Here is a 16,053-nt window from a genome sequence, read left to right as displayed (position 1 = left end):
TCCCCCGCCCGGGTTGATCAAGAGCTTGGCGTCCGGATCGCCGGCGACCGGACGCAAACTTCTTGATCGACACGGGTGGCGGGGCGATGGCGGGGCCTGCCGGGGGATTCGTCGGGGTGGCGGGGCGGTATTAACCTCGTCTCCGGCGCGAGAGGAGATTGCCGCGATGTCGCAGCCGCAGCCGGGGGCGGACCGGCCGGCCGACGGGGGCACCCCGGCCACCGGCCGGGACGGGGATCCGGCGGCCACCGGGCCGTCGCCCGACGTGCCGCCGCAGGCCGCCCCCACGCCCCCGACCACGACCGACGCCTCCTCCGCGCCGGCTGAGACCACCGCGCCGGCCGAGCCCGCCGGGCAGGCCGAGCCGGAGCCACAGGCCGAACCCGACAGCCAGGCGGCACGGGACACCGAAGCCGCAGCCGGCACGCAGTCCGAAGCCGTCGTCCGGGTCGAACCACAGGGCCAGGCCGCACCCGATGCCCAGGCGGCGCCGGACGTCGAGGCGCAACCCGACCCGGACCCCGACCCCACCCCGGTCTCGCCCGCACATCCCGCCCGCGGTTCCGCCGCCGTGCCCGGCCCCGCCCGCGCCGCCGGCGCGGCCCCGGTCGCGCCCCGCCCCGACCCCACCCGGGTGGAGCGGCGACCCGACCCGACGCGGGTCGAGGACCCGGCGGACGCCACCCCCGCCGAGCCTGCCGCGCCCCGCTGGAGCGGCTCGGCGGCCGTACCGCCCCCGCCGCCGCGCAAGCGCGCCTGGGGCGAGTCGGCCGAGCCCACGCCGGTGCCGCCGGCGGACTCGCCGGAGCACCAGGTTCCGGTCGACCCGTGGGAGGGCGTGGACACCACCGGCTGGGACCTGCACTCCGCCGACTTCCCGGCGCTGCCGCCGACGCTGCCCTACACGGCGCCCTACCCGGTGCCGCACCCGCCGCCGGCTCACACCCCGCCCTACCCGGCCCCGCCCGTCGCGTCGGCGCCGCCGCGGCACCCGGCGCCCGCCGCCCGCCCGGCCCCGGCCCCGCCGCCGGCGGTCGCCCCGCCGGGGCCCACGCTGCCGAAGCAGCGCCGCGGGAAGACCCCGCCGGCGGTGACCGCGCCGCCGGGGTGGCAGCCGCCCAAGGGGTACGTGGCCGTGCCGGTCCGCCGCCGGCGCCGCTGGCCCTGGGTGCTGCTGCTCACCGTCGCCTGCTGCTGCGGCGTGCCGCTCTGGTGGGTCCAGCCGCTCTCCGCCCAGTACCCGGCCCGCGCGAGCCTGCCCGACCAGCTCGGTTCGCTGCGGCTGCGTCAGGACGAGCGCAGCCAGGCCGCCGCCGAGGAGCTGAAGTCACAGGTAGGCCAGGCGCACCTGCTCGCCGAGGACACCTTCGCGGGGATCTACAGCACGACCGATGGCAAGCGGGTCACCCTGTTCGGCGGCACCGGGTTCCGGCTGAGCCCGGAGTCGGACGCGGAGGCCGAGCTGGCCCGCCTCACCGACCGGTACGACCTCAAGCCGTCCGTGCCGGTGGAGACCGGCGTCCGGGGCCGGTACGAGCGCTGCGCGGTCGGCCGGGCCGAGGGCGACACGGTGGTGGTGTGCACCTCGGTCGACCACGGCAGCCTGGCCACCGGCGTCTTCACCCGGCTGTCGCTGGACGACAGCGGCCGGCTGCTGGACGAGCTGCGCGAGCAGGTCGTGGTCCCCGAGGGATCCTGAACCTTCGTCACTGTTCGCAACGTATCGAACACGTAAAGGTTCCGTCTTGCTTCCGGGCCGGATCGGCCCGAGGGGCGACAATCGGGACATGTCGCGGCGTTGGCTCTTCGCTGACCAGCTGGGGCCGCACTTCCTCGACGAGCGGAAGCAGCCGGTTCTCCTCATCGAGTCCAAGGCCGTCTTCCGGCGCCGGGTCTACCACCGGCAGAAGGCCCACCTGATCCTCTCCGCGCTGCGGCACCGCGCCGCCGAGCTGGGCGACCAGGCGATCTTCCTGCGCGGCGAGACGTACGGGCAGGCGCTGCGGACGGTCCGCGAGCCGCTGGAGGTCTGCCACCCGACGTCGCGGCGGGCGCTGGAGTTCGTCCGCGAGCTGGACCGGGTGACCGTGCTGCCGGCCCGGGGCCACGTGACCAGCCTGGAGGACTTCGCCGACTGGGCCGACGGCCGGCGGGGCGCGCTGCGGATGGAGGCGTTCTACCGGTTCGCCCGGGAGCACCACGGGGTGCTGATGGACGGCCACGAGCCGGCCGGCGGCCGGTGGAGCTTCGACACGGAGAACCGCGAGCCGCCGCCGAAGGACGGGCGGCTCGGCGTGCCGGCGCCGCCGATGCCGAAGGAGGACGACATCGACGCGGAGGTCCGGGCCGACCTGGACCGCTGGGCGCGGGAGGGCATCCGGTTCACCGGGCGGGACGGGCCGCGCCGTTTCCCGGCCACGGCCGGGGAGGCGACGGCGCGGTTGCGGCACTTCCTCCGGCACCGGCTCGCCGCGTTCGGCCGGTACGAGGACGCCATGCTCTCCACCGACCCGTGGCTGGCGCACAGCCTGCTGTCGTCCTCGTTCAACCTGGGCCTGCTGGACCCGATGGAGGCGGTCCGGGGCGCCGAGCGGGCGTACCGGCGGCAGGGCGCGCCGCTGGCCGCCGTGGAGGGCTTCGTCCGGCAGGTGATGGGCTGGCGGGACTACGTCTGGCACACCTACTGGTACTTCGGGAGGGGCTGGGGGGACAGCAACGAGTTGAGCGCCCGCCGCTCCCTGCCGGACTGGTGGCGCGACCTGGACGCGGACGCGGTCGACGCGCGCTGCCTCGCCGACGTGCTCACCGGCGTCCGCGACCGGGCCTGGGCGCACCACATCCCGCGGCTCATGGTGCTCGGCAACTACGCCCTCCAGCGCGGCTGGCGCCCGGCGGAGCTGGTCGAGTGGTTCCACACCCGGTTCGTGGACGGCTACGAGTGGGTGATGACCGGCAACGTGGTCGGCATGAGCCAGTACGCCGACCTGGGCCGGATGACCACCAAGCCGTACGTGGCCGGGGGCGCGTACATCAACCGGATGAGCGACTACTGCGGGGGCTGCCGCTACGACCCGCGCCAGCGCGTCGGCGAGGACGCGTGCCCGTTCACCGCCGGCCACTGGGCGTTCCTGGCCCGCAACCGCAGCCGGATCCCGGCGAACGCGCGGATGGCGCGCACCATGAAGCAGCTGAGCCGCCTCGGTGACCTGGACGCGGTGGTGGCCCAGGAGAAGCGGCGCGGCAGCGACCCGCCGTGACGCCTCAGGCGGTCGGGTCGGCGGTGGGCTCGGCGCGCTTCGGCGCGTAGCGCGGCACGTACTCCTGGCCGGTGAGCTTCTGGATCTCGGCCATCATCTCGTCGGTCATCTCCCGCAGCGACGTGCGGTCGTCCGACCGGCCGGTGAAGTCCAGCGGCTTGCCGAACCGGATGGTGATCTCCCCTCGGCCCGGCCGGGGCACCCGCGTGCCGATCGGCTGCGCCTTGTCGGTGCCGGTCACGCCCACCGGGATGATCGGCACGCCGGCCGCCACGGCCAGCCGCGCGGCGCCGGTCCGCCCCCGGTAGAGCCGCCCGTCGGGCGAGCGGGTCCCCTCGGGGTAGACGGCCACCAGGTCGCCGGCCTTGAGCACGGGGATGGCGGCGTCGAACGCGGACAGCGCGGCCCGGCCGCCGGCCCGCTCGACCGGGATGGCGCCCAGCCCGGTGAGCACGAACTTGGAGAACGCGCCCTTCACCCCGGTGCCCGTGAAGTACTCCGACTTGGCCCAGAACGCCAGGTGCCGCGGGACCACCGTGCCGAGCAGCAGCTCGTCGGCGACGGAGAGGTGGTTGCCCGCGAAGATCGCCCCGCCGGTCGCCGGGATGTGCTCCAGCCCCTCCACATGCGGACGGAAGGCCAACCGCACCGTGGGCGCCACGATGAGCTTGCCGATGGTGTAGAGCAGGGGCACGGGTCCTCCGGCGGTCGTACTGGGCAGGCGGTGTCACGGTAGCGGACGGTTCCACCACGGGCGGATTGGGTGGCCGGCCGCCCGGGGGGTGGTCCGGCGACGTCCCCGCCGCCGGACCACCGTCATCACGAGCTCATACCCGCCGGACGGCCACCGTCACCCGCTCACCCTCGCCGACCTCGCCGGCGAAGCCGTCGACGCCCTCGGCGAAGTCGACCGTGTCGGCCAGGACCTCCCGGGCCACGAAGTCGGTGTACGCGGCGACCGCCGCGCGGACCTCCTCCGAGGCGGAGACGGCCACCACGATCCGGTCCGAGACGTCGAGGTCGGCGTCCCGGCGGGCCTGCTGCACCACGCGGACCACGTCCCGGGCCAGCCCCTCGGCGGCCAGCTCCGGGGTGACCTCGGTGTCCAGCACGACGACGCCCTCGCCACCGGGCAGCGGCGCGGAGTGCTCGGCGTCGGCCGCGACGAGGCGCAGCTCGTACTCGCCCTCGGCCAGGGTGATCCCGGCGGCGACCGGGGCGCCGTCGACCAGCTCCCACTCCCCCGCCTTGACCGCCTTGATCACCTGCTGGACCGACTTGCCGACCCGCGGGCCGAGCGCCCGGGGCACCACGGTCAGCACCTGCTGGCAGTAGGCGGACACCTCGTCGGTGATCTCCACCGCCTTCACGTTGACCTCGTCGGCGACCAGGTCGGCGAAGGGCCGCAGCTGGGCCGCGACCGGGGAGGCCACGGTCAGCTTCGACAGCGGCAGCCGGACCCGCAGCCCCTTGGCCTTGCGCAGCGACAGGGCCGCCGAGGCGACCGCCCGCACGTTGTCCATGGCGGCCACGAGGTCGTGGTCGGCCGGGAACTCCTCCGCCGACGGCCAGTCGGTCAGGTGCACCGACCGCTCGCCGGTGAGGCCGCGCCAGATCTCCTCCGCGGTCAGCGGCGCCAGCGGCGCCACCACCCGGCAGAGCGTCTCCAGCACCGTCCACAGCGTGTCGAACGCGTCCGCGTCGCCCGCCCAGAACCGGTCCCGGGACCGGCGCACGTACCAGTTGGTCAGCGCGTCCAGGTAGGACCGGACGGTGGCGCAGGCGCCCGAGATGTCGTACGCGTCGAACTGCCCCTGGACCGTCGACACCAGCTCGTTCGTCTTCGCCAGCACGTACCGGTCGAGCAGGTGGGTGGAGTCCACCCGCCGCTTCGCCGTGTAGCCGTCCGCGTTGGCGTAGAGCGAGAAGAAGTACCAGACGTTCCAGAGCGGCAGCAGCACCTGCCGCACGGCGTCCCGGATGAGCGTCTCGGTGACCGCCATGTCGCCGCCGCGCAGCACCGGCGAGGACATCAGCATCCAGCGCATCGCGTCCGACCCGTACGAGTCGAACACGTGGTAGACGTCCGGGTAGTTGCGCAGGCTCTTGGACATCTTGCGCCCGTCGGAGCCGAGCAGGATGCCGTGGCTCAGGCAGTTGCGGAACGCCGGCCGGTCGAACAGCGCGGTGGCCAGCACGTGCATGGTGTAGAACCAGCCGCGCGTCTGTCCGATGTACTCGACGATGAAGTCGCCCGGGTAGTGGTGCTCGAACCACTCGCGGTTCTCGAACGGGTAGTGCACCTGGGCGAACGGCATCGAGCCGGACTCGAACCAGCAGTCCAGCACCTCGGGCACCCGGCGCATCATCGACTTCCCGGTCGGGTCGTCCGGGTTGGGGCGGACCAGGTCGTCCACCGCCGGCCGGTGCAGGTCGGTCAGGCGTACGCCGAAGTCCCGCTCCAGCTCGTCCAGCGAGCCGTACACGTCGACCCGCGGGTAGTTCGGGTCGTCGGACTTCCACACCGGGATCGGCGAACCCCAGAACCGGTTCCGGCTGATCGACCAGTCCCGGGCGTTGGCCAGCCACTTGCCGAACGAGCCGTCCTTGATGTGCCCCGGAGTCCAGTTGATCTGCTGGTTCAGCTCGACCATCCGGTCCTTGAACCGGGTGACCGCGACGAACCAGGAGGAGACCGCCTTGTAGACCAGCGGCGTGTCGCAGCGCCAGCAGTGCGGGTAGGAGTGGGTGTAGGTGTCCTGCCGCAGCACCACCCCCCGCTCCTTCAGCTCCCGGATCACCGGCTTGTTCACGTCGAAGACCTGCTCGCCCTGGTACGGCGGGACCAGCCCGGTGAACCGGGTGTGGTCGTCGACCGTCACGACGGTCGGGATGCCGGCCGCGTTGCAGGTGTTCTGGTCGTCCTCACCGAAGGCCGGGGCCAGGTGGACGATCCCGGTGCCGTCCTCGGTGGTGACGAACTCCGCGCCGAGCACCTGGTAGGCGTTCTCGCCGGCGTGCTCGACCAGGAAGTCGTAGAGCGGGGTGTAGCGGCGCCCGACCAGGTCGCGGCCGTACACGGTGCCGACCTGCTCGTACCCCTCCAGCTCCTTGGCGTACGCGCCCAGCCGCGCCGCGCCGACGACGAACCGCTGCCCGTCGCGCTCCAGCACCGCGTACTCGATGTCGGGGCCGACGGCGAGCGCCAGGTTCGACGGCAGCGTCCACGGCGTGGTGGTCCAGACGCCGAGCCGCACCGGGCCGCGCACCGGCTCGGGGGCCGACTCGTCCGCGGTCAGCTCGAACCACACGGTCAGCGTGGGGTCGTGCCGGTCCTTGTAGACGTCGTCCATCCGGGTCTCGGTGTTCGACAGCGGGGTCTCGCACCGCCAGCAGTACGCCAGCACCCGGAAGCCCTCGTAGACCAGACCCTTGTCGTGCAGGGTCCGGAAGGCCCACATGACGCTTTCCATGTAGTCCAGGTCGAGCGTCTTGTAGTCGTTGGCGAAGTCGACCCAGCGGGCCTGCCGGGTGACGTACCGCTCCCAGTCCTGGGTGAACTCCAGCACCGAGGTGCGGCAGGCCTCGTTGAACCGGGCCACGCCGAGGTCGAGGATCTCCGCCTTGGTGGTGATGCCGAGTTGCTTCTCGGCCACCACCTCGGCGGGCAGGCCGTGGCAGTCCCAGCCGAACCGGCGCTCGACGTGCCGGCCGCGCATGGTCTGGTAGCGCGGCACCACGTCCTTGACGTAGCCGGTGAAGAGGTGGCCGTAGTGGGGCAGGCCGTTGGCGAAGGGCGGCCCGTCGTAGAAGACGTACTCGTTCTTGCCGTCCTGCCCGGCGGGGCGGGCCTCGACCGACGCCTCGAAGGTCTTGTCGGCCGTCCAGTGCTCCAGGACCCGGCGCTCGACCGCGGGCAGGTCCGGGCTCGCCGGGACGCCGCCGGCGGTCGGGTCGTGCAACGGATAGGCCATCGGGGGTCGCTCTCCTCGCGCAGCTCACTCGTCGGTGGGTCTGCGAGGACGAGCTTCTCCGGGTTGGCCGTGTCGGCGCCCCCGGGTGGCCCGCGGTACCACCCCGCTTGACGGTCAAGGTGCGACCGCCCGCTCGTTGGTCGGCTGTGACGGGCCGTCCCGTCCGGTTCTACTGAGCCGGTCACCCGGCCGTTCTTCCGGAGGCTCACCGGTGATGGCCGGGTCGTCGCCTGTGTGCCCACAAGCGTACTCGACCCACCCCCCGTCCCGCCTCCGACTATCGCCCCACCCCGGTGATCATGAGGTTGACGACGACATCCGAGATCACCGTCACACCTCGCACCGTCACACCGCCCCGGCCCCGATCCGTCGTACGGGCGTACCGACGAGATGAGGGAGGCGGCCATGAGCCGAATCGACATGCCGGCGGTGGTGCCGCAGGCGTACCAGGCGGTGCTCGGCCTGGAGAAGTACGTGCAGAAGAACGTCGACCACACCGTGCTGGAGCTGGTCAAGCTGCGGGCGTCGATGCTGAACGGCTGCTCGTTCTGCGTGGACATGCACAGCCGGGACGCGCTGGCGGCCGGGGAGTCCAGCCGGCGGCTGTTCGCCGTCGCGGCGTGGCGGGAGGCGCCCTTCTTCACCGAGCGGGAGCGGACCGCGCTGGCGCTGACCGACTCGGTGACCCGGCTCGGCGAGCACGGCGTGCCGGACGACGTGTGGGACGCCGCCGCGAAGGTCTGGTCGGAGAAGGAACTGGCCGATCTGGTGGTCGCGATCGCCACAATCAACGTGTGGAACCGGATCTCGGTGAGCACCCGCACCGAGCCGCCGGTCGAGGTGTGACCTCACCCTCGGCGGCGGCGCAGGCGGCCGGTGCGCTCGTCGCGCACCGGCCGATGCTGCTCGGGCTGGCGTACCGGCTGCTCGGCAGCCTGCACGACGCCGAGGACGTGCTCCAGGAGGCGTACCTGCGCTGGCTGGACGTCGACCGGGACAGCGTGGCCGAACCGCGCCGCTACCTGTCCCGGGTGGTCACCCGGCTCGCCCTGGACCGGCTGCGGGCCCGGCAGGCGGCCCGGGAGACCTACGTGGGGCCGTGGCTGCCCGAGCCGGTGCCGACCGATCCGTCGCCGTTCGGCCCGCTGGAGACCGTCGAGCAGCGGGAGACGCTCTCCACCGCGCTGCTGCACCTGCTGGAACGGCTCACCCCGCCCGAGCGCGCGGTGTACGTGCTGCACACCGCCTTCGCCCTGCCGTACGCCGAGATCGGCGACCTGCTCGACCGGTCCGCGGCGGACTGCCGGCAGCTGCACCACCGGGCGGTCGCGCGGATCGCCGAGGGCCGGCGGCGGTTCACCGCCGGAGCGGCGGAGCAGCGGCGGCTGCTGGACGCCTTTCTGGCCGCGGCGCGCGACGGCGACCTGGCCCGGCTGACCGGCCTCGTCGCCGACGACGCCACCGCCTGGAACGACGGCGGCGGCCGGGTCTCGGCCGCCCGCAACCCGGTGCTCGGCGCGGAGCGGATCGCCCGCTTCTTCACCGGCCTGTTCCACCGCCGCCACCCCGGCGTCCGGGGCGACCGGATCGAGCTCAACGGCGCGCCGGCGCTGCTGCTGCGCCTGCCGTCCGGGGCCCGCTACACGCTCTCCGTGGCCGCCGCCGACGGCCGGATCACCGGCTTCTACCTGGTCGGCAACCCGGACAAGCTGGACCTCCTGCCCGACTGAGCACGTGCCGCGGCCCCGGCCCGCGGGCGCGGGACCGGGGCCGTGGTGACGCCGGGTCAGCCCAGCTCGGGGAACCAGAGGCCGATCTCGCGCTTGGCGCTGTCGACCGAGTCGGAGGCGTGGACCAGGTTCTCCCGGTTGGAGAGGGAGAAGTCGCCGCGGATCGTGCCGGCGGCGGCCTTGCGGCCGTCGGTGCTGCCGATCATGCCGCGGACCACCTCGATCACCTGGTCGCCGGAGAGCACCAGGGCGACCAGCGGACCGCCGGTCATGAACGCCTTCAGCGGCGGGTAGAACGGCTTGTCCACGTGCTCGGCGTAGTGCTGGTCGGCGAAGTCGCCGTCCATGGTGCGGGTCACCAGCGCGTCGATCCGCAGGCCCTTGCGCTCGAAACGGGCGAGGATCTCCCCCACCAGACCGCGGCGGACCGCGTCGGGCTTGATCAGTACGAGCGTGCGCTCGTCCGGGCTGCTGCTGGACACGCTGGTTTCCTCCTGTGCGCGGAACCGGGTCGGGCTGGGTACGGTCAGCGTAGCGACCCGGTCCCGGCGCCGGCGCGGCGGCTACTCCTTCCCTGGGTCGTCGCGGCGGCCTAGCCTGGCCCTGGAACCCCTGGGAGGTCCACTGTGGCGAATGGCGGGAACCGACCGATCGCGCCGGTGCGCAAGCTGATCGGCGCCGTGCTGGGCACCCTGGCCACGTTCGTGATCCTGTTCGGGCTGGGCATGACGAGCTGGGCCATCGTGGCGCTCGGCTTCGCCCTGCTGGTGCTGGCCATCGCGCTGGCCACGGTCCGCGGCGGCGGCCGCACCTGGGTGGTCGGGCTGGGTCATGTGCACAGCGCCTCCGAGCCGCCCACCCAGTACGCCTTCGGCCGCTGCGAGCTGCAACTGGTGATCGACGCGCCCGGCCTGCCGCCCCGGTCCAAGAAGATCATCGAGCCGCGGGTCCCGGTCGCCAAGTGGCCGTCGCTCGGCCAGGCGCTGCCCGTCCGGGTCGCCCTGGACGACCAGCGGCACGTCCGCGTGCTCTGGGACGAGGTGCCCACCCACGCCGAGACCGCCGCCGCGGTGGCCGACCTGCCGCCCGAGTACGCCGACCCGGACCCGGTCGACGAGGTGCTCATCGGGCAGGAGGCCCCGCCGTGGGCCGACCGGGCCCCGGAGGACGACTTCCGCGACGACTTCCCGCCCGCGCCGGACCCCCTCCTCGACGACCTCACCGTGCTGCCGGAGGAGCGGGAGCCGGTGGTGCTGCACCAGCGCCCCGGCGGCGGAGTGGTGCTGGAGGGGCAGCTGGTCGAGCCCACCGTGGGCGGCCCGCTCCCCCGCCGGGCCCCGGCGCCGCGCCCGCCCGCCGAGGAGCGGTTCGACACCGTGCCGGTGGACCCCATCGACGTTCCGCTGGACGAGCCGCCCGGCGAGGCGCCGCCCACGCCGGAGGAGCTGGACGAGGCCATCTTCGGCCCGGCCGGCGACGACGAGCCGGCCGAGGTGGCGAGCCCGATCAGCGGGGTCGGCATCACCCTGCTCGTCACCGACCTCGACCGGTCCCTGGCCTTCTACCGGGACCTCGGCTTCGACGAGCTGGACCGGGGCGAGGGCAACGCCGTCCTCGCCTCCGGGCCGACCCGCCTGGTGCTGCGCCGGGTCACCGGGGCCGCTCCGATCAGCCGCCGGCTGGTTCACGTCAACCTCGAGGTCGACGACATCCAGGCGGCGTACGAGCGGCTGCGCGGCTCGGGCGTCCGGTTCACGTACGCCCCGCGGGTGGTCAACCGGGGCACCAAGCTGGAGGTGTGGGCGGCCGCCTTCCGCGACCCGGACGGGCACGGCGTGGCGCTCACCCAGTGGCGCACCCTCGCCGACGCCTGAGCCCCCGCCCCGCAGCCGGCGGGCCGGCGCTCAGCCGAGGATGACCCGCCGCACGTGCAGCGCGTACGCCCACACCAGCGCGAACATGACGCCGAGCGCGAACAGCGACCAGTGCAGCAGCCCGGAGAGCAGCAGCAGGCCCTGGAGCACCGTGCCGGCGTGCCAGGCCCAGGCCCGCTTCATCTGGCCGGCGAGCGCCACGCAGGCGACCGCCAGGGCGACGATCGCGGCGATGGCCGCGCCGCTCAGGTCGCCGCCGACCACCCGGATCGGCTGGATGGCCAGCAGCAGCACGAGCGCCTCCAGGGCGAGTGTGCCGGCGCCGAGGCCACGAACCGCCTTGTCCGGGTTGCGCAGCCCGGACCGCCGCTGCCCGCCGCCCTCGGCCTGAGCGCCTTCGGCCTGAGCGCCTTCGGCCTGAGCGCCCTGGATCTGAGCGCCTTCGGTCGGGGCGCTCCTGCCGGGGCGCTCCTCCACCGGGCCGGTCATCGCTTGAGCAGCCGGCGGGCGTCGGCCACGGTCACCACCGATCCGGTGATCAGCACGCCCACCCCGGCCAGCTCGCCCGGCACGTCGGACTCGGCCTCGGCGACGGCCGCCTCGATGGCGTCCGGCATCTCCTCGGCCACCTGCACCCGGTCCGGCCCGAAGGTCTCCCGGGCCAGCGCGGCCAGCTCGTCGACGGGCATCGCCCGGGGCGAGCTGTTCGCGGTGACCACGATCGAGTCGAGGACCGGCTCCAGCAGCTCCAGCAGGCTGGCCGCGTCCTTGTCGCCGAGCACGGCCAGCACGCCGACCAGCTTGCTGAACGCGAACTCCTCCTGGAGCGCGGTGACGGTGGCGGCCATCCCGTGCGGGTTGTGCGCGCCGTCGAGCAGGATCGTCGGGGCGGTGCGTACCTTCTCCAGCCGCCCCGGCGAGCTGGTCGCCGCGAAGCCCTCCCGGACCGCCTCGATGTCGAGCTGCCGCCGCGCGCCCGCGCCGAGGAACGCCTCCACCGCGGCCAGCGCCACGGCGGCGTTCTGCGCCTGGTGGGCGCCGTGCAGCGGAATGAAGATCTCCTCGTACACCCCGCCCAGGCCCTGGATGGTGAGCACCTGGCCGCCGACGGCCACCGCGCGGCGCAGCACGCCGAACTCGGCGCCCTCGCGGGCGACGGTGGCGCCCACCTCGGCGCAGCGCTCCAGGATCGGCCGGGCGGCCTCCTCCTCCTGGGCCGCCGCGATCACCGTGGCGCCGGAGTGGATGATGCCCGCCTTGTGCAGCGCGATGTCCTCGATGGTGTCGCCCAGCCACTCGGTGTGGTCCAGCCCGATCGGGGTGATCACGGCGACCCCGGCCTGGATCACGTTGGTGGCGTCCTCGGCGCCGCCGAGCCCCACCTCCACCACGGCGACGTCCACGGGGGCGTCGGCGAAGGTGGCGAAGGCCAGCGCGGTGGTCAGGTCGAAGTAGGTCAGCGGCTCCTCGGAGCGGTGGTCGACCAGCTCGGCGAGGGGCGCCACCTCGCGGTAGGTCGCCACGAAGCGGTCCTCGCTGACCGGCTCGCCGTCCAGGCTGATCCGCTCCCGGACGGTCTCCAGGTGCGGGCTGGTGTAGCGGCCGGTGTGCAGCCCGAACGCCCGCAGCAGCGAGTCGATCATCCGGGCGGTCGACGTCTTGCCGTTGGTGCCGGTCAGGTGGATCGACGGGTATGCCCGCTGCGGGCTGCCGAGCAGGTCGAGCAGGCTCTCGATCTTCTCCAGCTCGAAGCGCATGCGGGTGAAGCCGCGCGCGTTGAGCGCGGCCTCCACCTCGGCGAACTCGGTGCGGTCGGTCACGACGGCAGCGCCTCCAGGGCGGCGTCGATCCGGACCAGATCCGCCTCGGCCACCGCCAGCCGCTCGCGGATCTTGGCGACCACCGGCTCCGGCGCCTTGCCGACGAACGCCGGGTTGTCCAGCTTCGCCCGCGCCTGCGCGGCCTCCTTCTCGGCGGCCGCCCGGTCCTTGGTCAGTCGGGCCCGCTCGGCGGCCACGTCGATCGAACCCCGGGTGTCCAGCGCGACGCTGACCTCGCCCGGCATGGCGAGGGTGGCGCTGGCCTGGAAGTCGTCGCCGGGCGCGTCGAGCCGGACCAGCGAGCGGACCAGCGGCTCGTGCGCCGCGATGCCCGCGCCGGCGAGGCCGTCGAGCCGGGCCGCCACCCGCTGCGTCGGGCGCAGCCCCTGGTCGGACCGGAAGCGCCGGATCTCGGTCACCACCCGCTGGAGGGTGCCGACCTCGACCTCCGCGGCGTCGTCCACGAGGGTACGGTCGGCCACCGGCCACGCGGCGGTCATCACCGTCTCGCCGCCGGTCAGCGCGGTCCACAGCTCCTCGGTCACGAACGGGATCACCGGGTGCAGCAGCCGCAGCAGCTGGTCCAGCACGTGCCCCAGCACCCGGCGGGTGGCGTCGGCGGCCGGCCCGCCCTCGGCCAGCACCGGCTTGCTCAGCTCCACGTACCAGTCGCAGACGTCGTCCCAGGCGAAGTGGTAGAGCAGGTCACAGACCTTGGCGAACTCGTACGCCTCGAACTGCTCGTCCACCTCGGCCGTGACATGCGCCAGCCGGGAGAGGATCCACCGGTCGACGGTCGACAGCTCCGCCGGGGCCGGCAGCGGCCCGTCGGTGTGCGCGCCGTTGAGCAGCGCGAACCGGGTGGCGTTCCAGAGCTTGTTGCAGAAGTTCCGCGAGCCCTGGCACCACTCCTCGCTGACCGGCACGTCCTGACCGGGGTTGGCGCCCCGGGCCAGCGTGAACCGGGTGGCGTCGGCGCCGAACCGGTCGATCCAGTCCAGCGGGTCGACCACGTTGCCGAACGACTTCGACATCTTCTTGCCGTGCTCGTCGCGGACCATGCCGTGCAGGGCGACCACGTCGAACGGCTGCACGCCGTCCATGGCGTAGAGGCCGAACATCATCATCCGGGCGACCCAGAAGAACAGGATGTCGTAGCCGGTGACCAGCACGCTGGTCGGGTAGAACTTCGCGAGGTCCGGGGTGCGCTCCGGCCAGCCGAGGGTGGAGAACGGCCAGAGGCCGCTGGAGAACCAGGTGTCCAGGACGTCCTCGTCCTGCCGCCAGCCGTCGCCGGTCGGCGGCTCCTCGTCCGGGCCGACGCAGACGATCTCGCCGTCCGGGCCGTACCAGACGGGGATGCGGTGACCCCACCAGAGCTGGCGGGAGATGCACCAGTCGTGCATGTTGTCGACCCAGGCGAAGTAGCGCTTGGCCAGCTCGGCCGGCTCGATCTTCACCCGGCCGTCGCGCACCGCGTCACCGGCCGCCTTGGCCAGCGGGGCGGTGTTGACGAACCACTGGAGCGACAGCCGCGGCTCGACCGTGGTCTTGCACCGGGAGCAGTGCCCCACGGCGTGCACGTACGGCCGCTTCTCGGCCACGATCAGGCCCTGCTCGCGCAGCGCCGCCACGATCGCCGGGCGGGCCTCGTACCGGTCCAGGCCCTGGAACGGGCCCGGCGCCGTGATGATGCCGCGCTCGTCCATGATCGTGAGCTGCGGCAGGTCGTGCCGCTGGCCGATCTCGAAGTCGTTCGGGTCGTGCGCCGGGGTCACCTTGACCATGCCGGTGCCGAAGCTCGGGTCGACGTGCTCGTCGGCGACGATCGGGATGCGCCGGTCGGTCAGCGGCAGGGCCACCTCGGTGCCGATGAGGTGCCGGTAGCGCTCGTCGTCCGGGTGCACCGCGACCGCGGTGTCGCCGAGCATGGTCTCGGCCCGGGTGGTGGCCACCACGACCTCGTCGCTGTAGCGGATCGAGATCAGCTCACCCTCGTCGTCGGTGTGCTCGACCTCGATGTCGGAGAGCGCGGTGAGGCAGCGCGGGCACCAGTTGATGATCCGGTTCGCCCGGTAGATGAGCCCGTCGTCGAAGAGCTTCTTGAACATGGTCTGGACGGCCCGGGACAGGCCCTCGTCCATGGTGAAGCGCTCGCGGTCCCAGTCGACCGCGTCGCCGAGGCGGCGCATCTGGCCCAGGATGGCGCCGCCGGACTCGGCCTTCCACTGCCAGACCCGCTCGACGAACTTCTCCCGACCGAGGTCGTGCCGGGACAGGCCCTCGCCGGCGAGCTGCCGCTCGACCAGGTTCTGGGTGGCGATGCCGGCGTGGTCCATGCCGGGCAACCAGAGCGCCTCGTAGCCCTGCATCCGCTTGCGCCGGTTCAACGCGTCCATGAGGGTGTGCTCGAACGCGTGGCCCATGTGCAGCGAGCCGGTGACGTTCGGCGGCGGGATGACGATCGTGAAGGGCGGCTTGTCGCTGTCCGCCGACGCCCGGAAGTGGCCGGCGGCTACCCACTGCTCGTACCGTCGCTGCTCTACCTCGCCGGGCTGGTACTGGCCGGCAAGGGTCGGGGCGTCGGGGCGTCGGGCATCCAGTCTCTCGGTCACCCTGAAAGTCTACGGAGCGCTTTCGGAGACCCGACGTGCGCCACCTGTTAGTTCGCGTACGGTGGCGGACATGTCCGACGCGCACCTCACCGAGCGTCCGGTCGACGAGGGCCCCGAGCCGGTCGACCTGACCGACGAGCCGATCCGGCTGAGCCGCCGCGACCCCGCGCTGGAGCCCGACCGACGCCCCGTCTCGCGGCGGCGGAAGATCGCGCTAACGGCCGCGCTCGTGGTCGGGCTGGCCGGCGCCGGGGCGCTCGGCCTCGGCGGCTGGCGGGTGCTGGCGGAGAAGGACACCGAGCTGACCGCGCCGGCCACGGTGGCGGGGCTCACCCGGGACGACAGCGACCGGGCCCGCAGCACCGCCGACTACCTGCGCGACGGTTTCGCCGCCGACATCGAGCTGGACCGCAGCTTCGGCACGGTCTACACCGACCCGGCGGACGCCAAGCGATCGGTGCTGCTCTTCGGCGGCACCACCCTGCTGTGGCAGCCGGAGCGGGACCTGGACAGCCTCTTCGGGCTGATGGCCGACGAGACCGGCAAGGTGACCGGCCTGCGCGAGGTGGACGCCGGCCGCCTGGGCGGCGTCATGAAGTGCGGCACGACCAGCGGCGACGGCGGCGACTTCGCGGTCTGCGGCTGGGCCGACCACGGCAGCGTGGCGATGGGGATGTTCCCGGGCCGGTCGGTGGACGAGTCCGCGGCGCTGTTCCGCAAGCTCCGCGAGGGCATCCAGCACCGGTGAACGGAAGGGCGCCTCTCGGGGGCGCCATTTCGCTC

Annotated in this window: 12 protein-coding genes; 6 read left to right on the top strand and 6 right to left on the bottom strand. The window is 73.5% G+C overall.

All coding sequences use genetic code 11. The features are described 5' to 3' along the window. The first annotated feature begins 166 nt into the window (after positions 1 to 166). Positions 167 to 1,699 carry a hypothetical protein gene (locus tag FXF50_RS30025; RefSeq protein ID WP_148431396.1) on the top strand — a complete coding sequence of 511 codons (1,533 nt, stop codon included), beginning with the start codon at positions 167 to 169 and terminating at the stop codon, positions 1,697 to 1,699. Positions 1,700 to 1,787: 88 nt separating this feature from the next. Further along, on the top strand, positions 1,788 to 3,257 hold the full coding sequence (locus FXF50_RS25170) for a cryptochrome/photolyase family protein (RefSeq protein ID WP_148431394.1): 1,470 nt from the start codon (positions 1,788 to 1,790) through the stop codon (positions 3,255 to 3,257). A gap of 4 nt (positions 3,258 to 3,261) precedes the next feature. Here the strand turns inward: FXF50_RS25170 and FXF50_RS25165 are convergent, their stop codons facing one another. Continuing rightward, the gene (locus FXF50_RS25165; RefSeq protein WP_148431392.1) at positions 3,262 to 3,951 is read right to left on the bottom strand and encodes a 1-acyl-sn-glycerol-3-phosphate acyltransferase; all 690 of its coding nucleotides are present in this window, start codon (positions 3,949 to 3,951) and stop codon (positions 3,262 to 3,264) included. Positions 3,952 to 4,084: 133 nt separating this feature from the next. Further along, positions 4,085 to 7,231: an isoleucine--tRNA ligase gene (gene ileS / locus FXF50_RS25160; RefSeq protein WP_148431390.1), complete on the bottom strand. Its 3,147-nt coding sequence runs from the start codon at positions 7,229 to 7,231 to the stop codon at positions 4,085 to 4,087. 405 nt (positions 7,232 to 7,636) lie between these two features. On the opposite strand from ileS, the gene FXF50_RS25150 reads away from it, so the two are divergent. Both FXF50_RS25150 and sigJ read left to right on the top strand, forming a co-directional pair. Then, positions 7,637 to 8,077, top strand: coding sequence for a carboxymuconolactone decarboxylase family protein (locus FXF50_RS25150; RefSeq protein WP_091319142.1), 441 nt, complete (start codon positions 7,637 to 7,639; stop codon positions 8,075 to 8,077). After that, a complete protein-coding gene (gene sigJ, locus FXF50_RS25145; protein WP_255510183.1) occupies positions 8,074 to 8,961 on the top strand; it encodes an RNA polymerase sigma factor SigJ in 888 nt (295 codons plus the stop codon). The genes FXF50_RS25150 and sigJ overlap by 4 nt, the downstream gene beginning before the upstream one ends. Positions 8,962 to 9,017: 56 nt before the next feature. Here the strand turns inward: sigJ and ndk are convergent, their stop codons facing one another. Continuing rightward, positions 9,018 to 9,443, bottom strand: coding sequence for a nucleoside-diphosphate kinase (ndk, locus tag FXF50_RS25140; protein ID WP_091319140.1), 426 nt, complete (start codon positions 9,441 to 9,443; stop codon positions 9,018 to 9,020). A gap of 144 nt (positions 9,444 to 9,587) precedes the next feature. Between ndk and FXF50_RS25135 the strand changes: the two genes are divergently transcribed. After that, positions 9,588 to 10,835: a VOC family protein gene (locus FXF50_RS25135; RefSeq protein WP_148431387.1), complete on the top strand. Its 1,248-nt coding sequence runs from the start codon at positions 9,588 to 9,590 to the stop codon at positions 10,833 to 10,835. Between the two features lie 30 nt (positions 10,836 to 10,865). On the opposite strand, the gene FXF50_RS25130 is transcribed toward FXF50_RS25135, so the two are convergent. The 3 genes from FXF50_RS25130 to FXF50_RS25120 are packed head-to-tail and all read right to left on the bottom strand — an operon-like array spanning position 10,866 to position 15,270. After that, positions 10,866 to 11,324: a DUF4233 domain-containing protein gene (locus FXF50_RS25130; RefSeq protein ID WP_255510182.1), complete on the bottom strand. Its 459-nt coding sequence runs from the start codon at positions 11,322 to 11,324 to the stop codon at positions 10,866 to 10,868. After that, the gene (locus tag FXF50_RS25125) at positions 11,321 to 12,655 is read right to left on the bottom strand and encodes a folylpolyglutamate synthase/dihydrofolate synthase family protein (RefSeq protein WP_148431385.1); all 1,335 of its coding nucleotides are present in this window, start codon (positions 12,653 to 12,655) and stop codon (positions 11,321 to 11,323) included. Before FXF50_RS25125 ends, FXF50_RS25130 begins: the two co-directional genes overlap by 4 nt. Next, a complete protein-coding gene (locus FXF50_RS25120) occupies positions 12,652 to 15,270 on the bottom strand; it encodes a valine--tRNA ligase (RefSeq protein ID WP_148431383.1) in 2,619 nt (872 codons plus the stop codon). The genes FXF50_RS25125 and FXF50_RS25120 overlap by 4 nt, the downstream gene beginning before the upstream one ends. Positions 15,271 to 15,340: 70 nt before the next feature. Between FXF50_RS25120 and FXF50_RS25115 the strand changes: the two genes are divergently transcribed. Continuing rightward, positions 15,341 to 16,018 carry a hypothetical protein gene (locus FXF50_RS25115; RefSeq protein WP_148431381.1) on the top strand — a complete coding sequence of 226 codons (678 nt, stop codon included), beginning with the start codon at positions 15,341 to 15,343 and terminating at the stop codon, positions 16,016 to 16,018. Positions 16,019 to 16,053: the final 35 nt, after the last annotated feature.

The sequence above is a fragment of the Micromonospora sp. AP08 genome (genome assembly GCF_008085935.1).
GTDB lineage: Bacteria > Actinomycetota > Actinomycetes > Mycobacteriales > Micromonosporaceae > Micromonospora > Micromonospora chersina.
Note: the sequence above shows the minus strand (reverse complement) of the source record. Positions and strands in the feature narration are given on the sequence as shown.

What these genes read in the sequence shown, in the direction of transcription:
- FXF50_RS30025 (WP_148431396.1), top strand. Translation starts at nt 167, where the DNA reads ATGTCGCAGCCGCAGCCGGGGGCGGACCGGCCGGCCGACGGGGGCACC.
- FXF50_RS25170 (WP_148431394.1), top strand. Translation starts at nt 1,788, where the DNA reads ATGTCGCGGCGTTGGCTCTTCGCTGACCAGCTGGGGCCGCACTTCCTC.
- ileS (WP_148431390.1), bottom strand. Translation starts at nt 7,231, where the DNA reads ATGGCCTATCCGTTGCACGACCCGACCGCCGGCGGCGTCCCGGCGAGC.
- FXF50_RS25150 (WP_091319142.1), top strand. Translation starts at nt 7,637, where the DNA reads ATGAGCCGAATCGACATGCCGGCGGTGGTGCCGCAGGCGTACCAGGCG.
- FXF50_RS25130 (WP_255510182.1), bottom strand. Translation starts at nt 11,324, where the DNA reads ATGACCGGCCCGGTGGAGGAGCGCCCCGGCAGGAGCGCCCCGACCGAA.
- FXF50_RS25115 (WP_148431381.1), top strand. Translation starts at nt 15,341, where the DNA reads ATGTCCGACGCGCACCTCACCGAGCGTCCGGTCGACGAGGGCCCCGAG.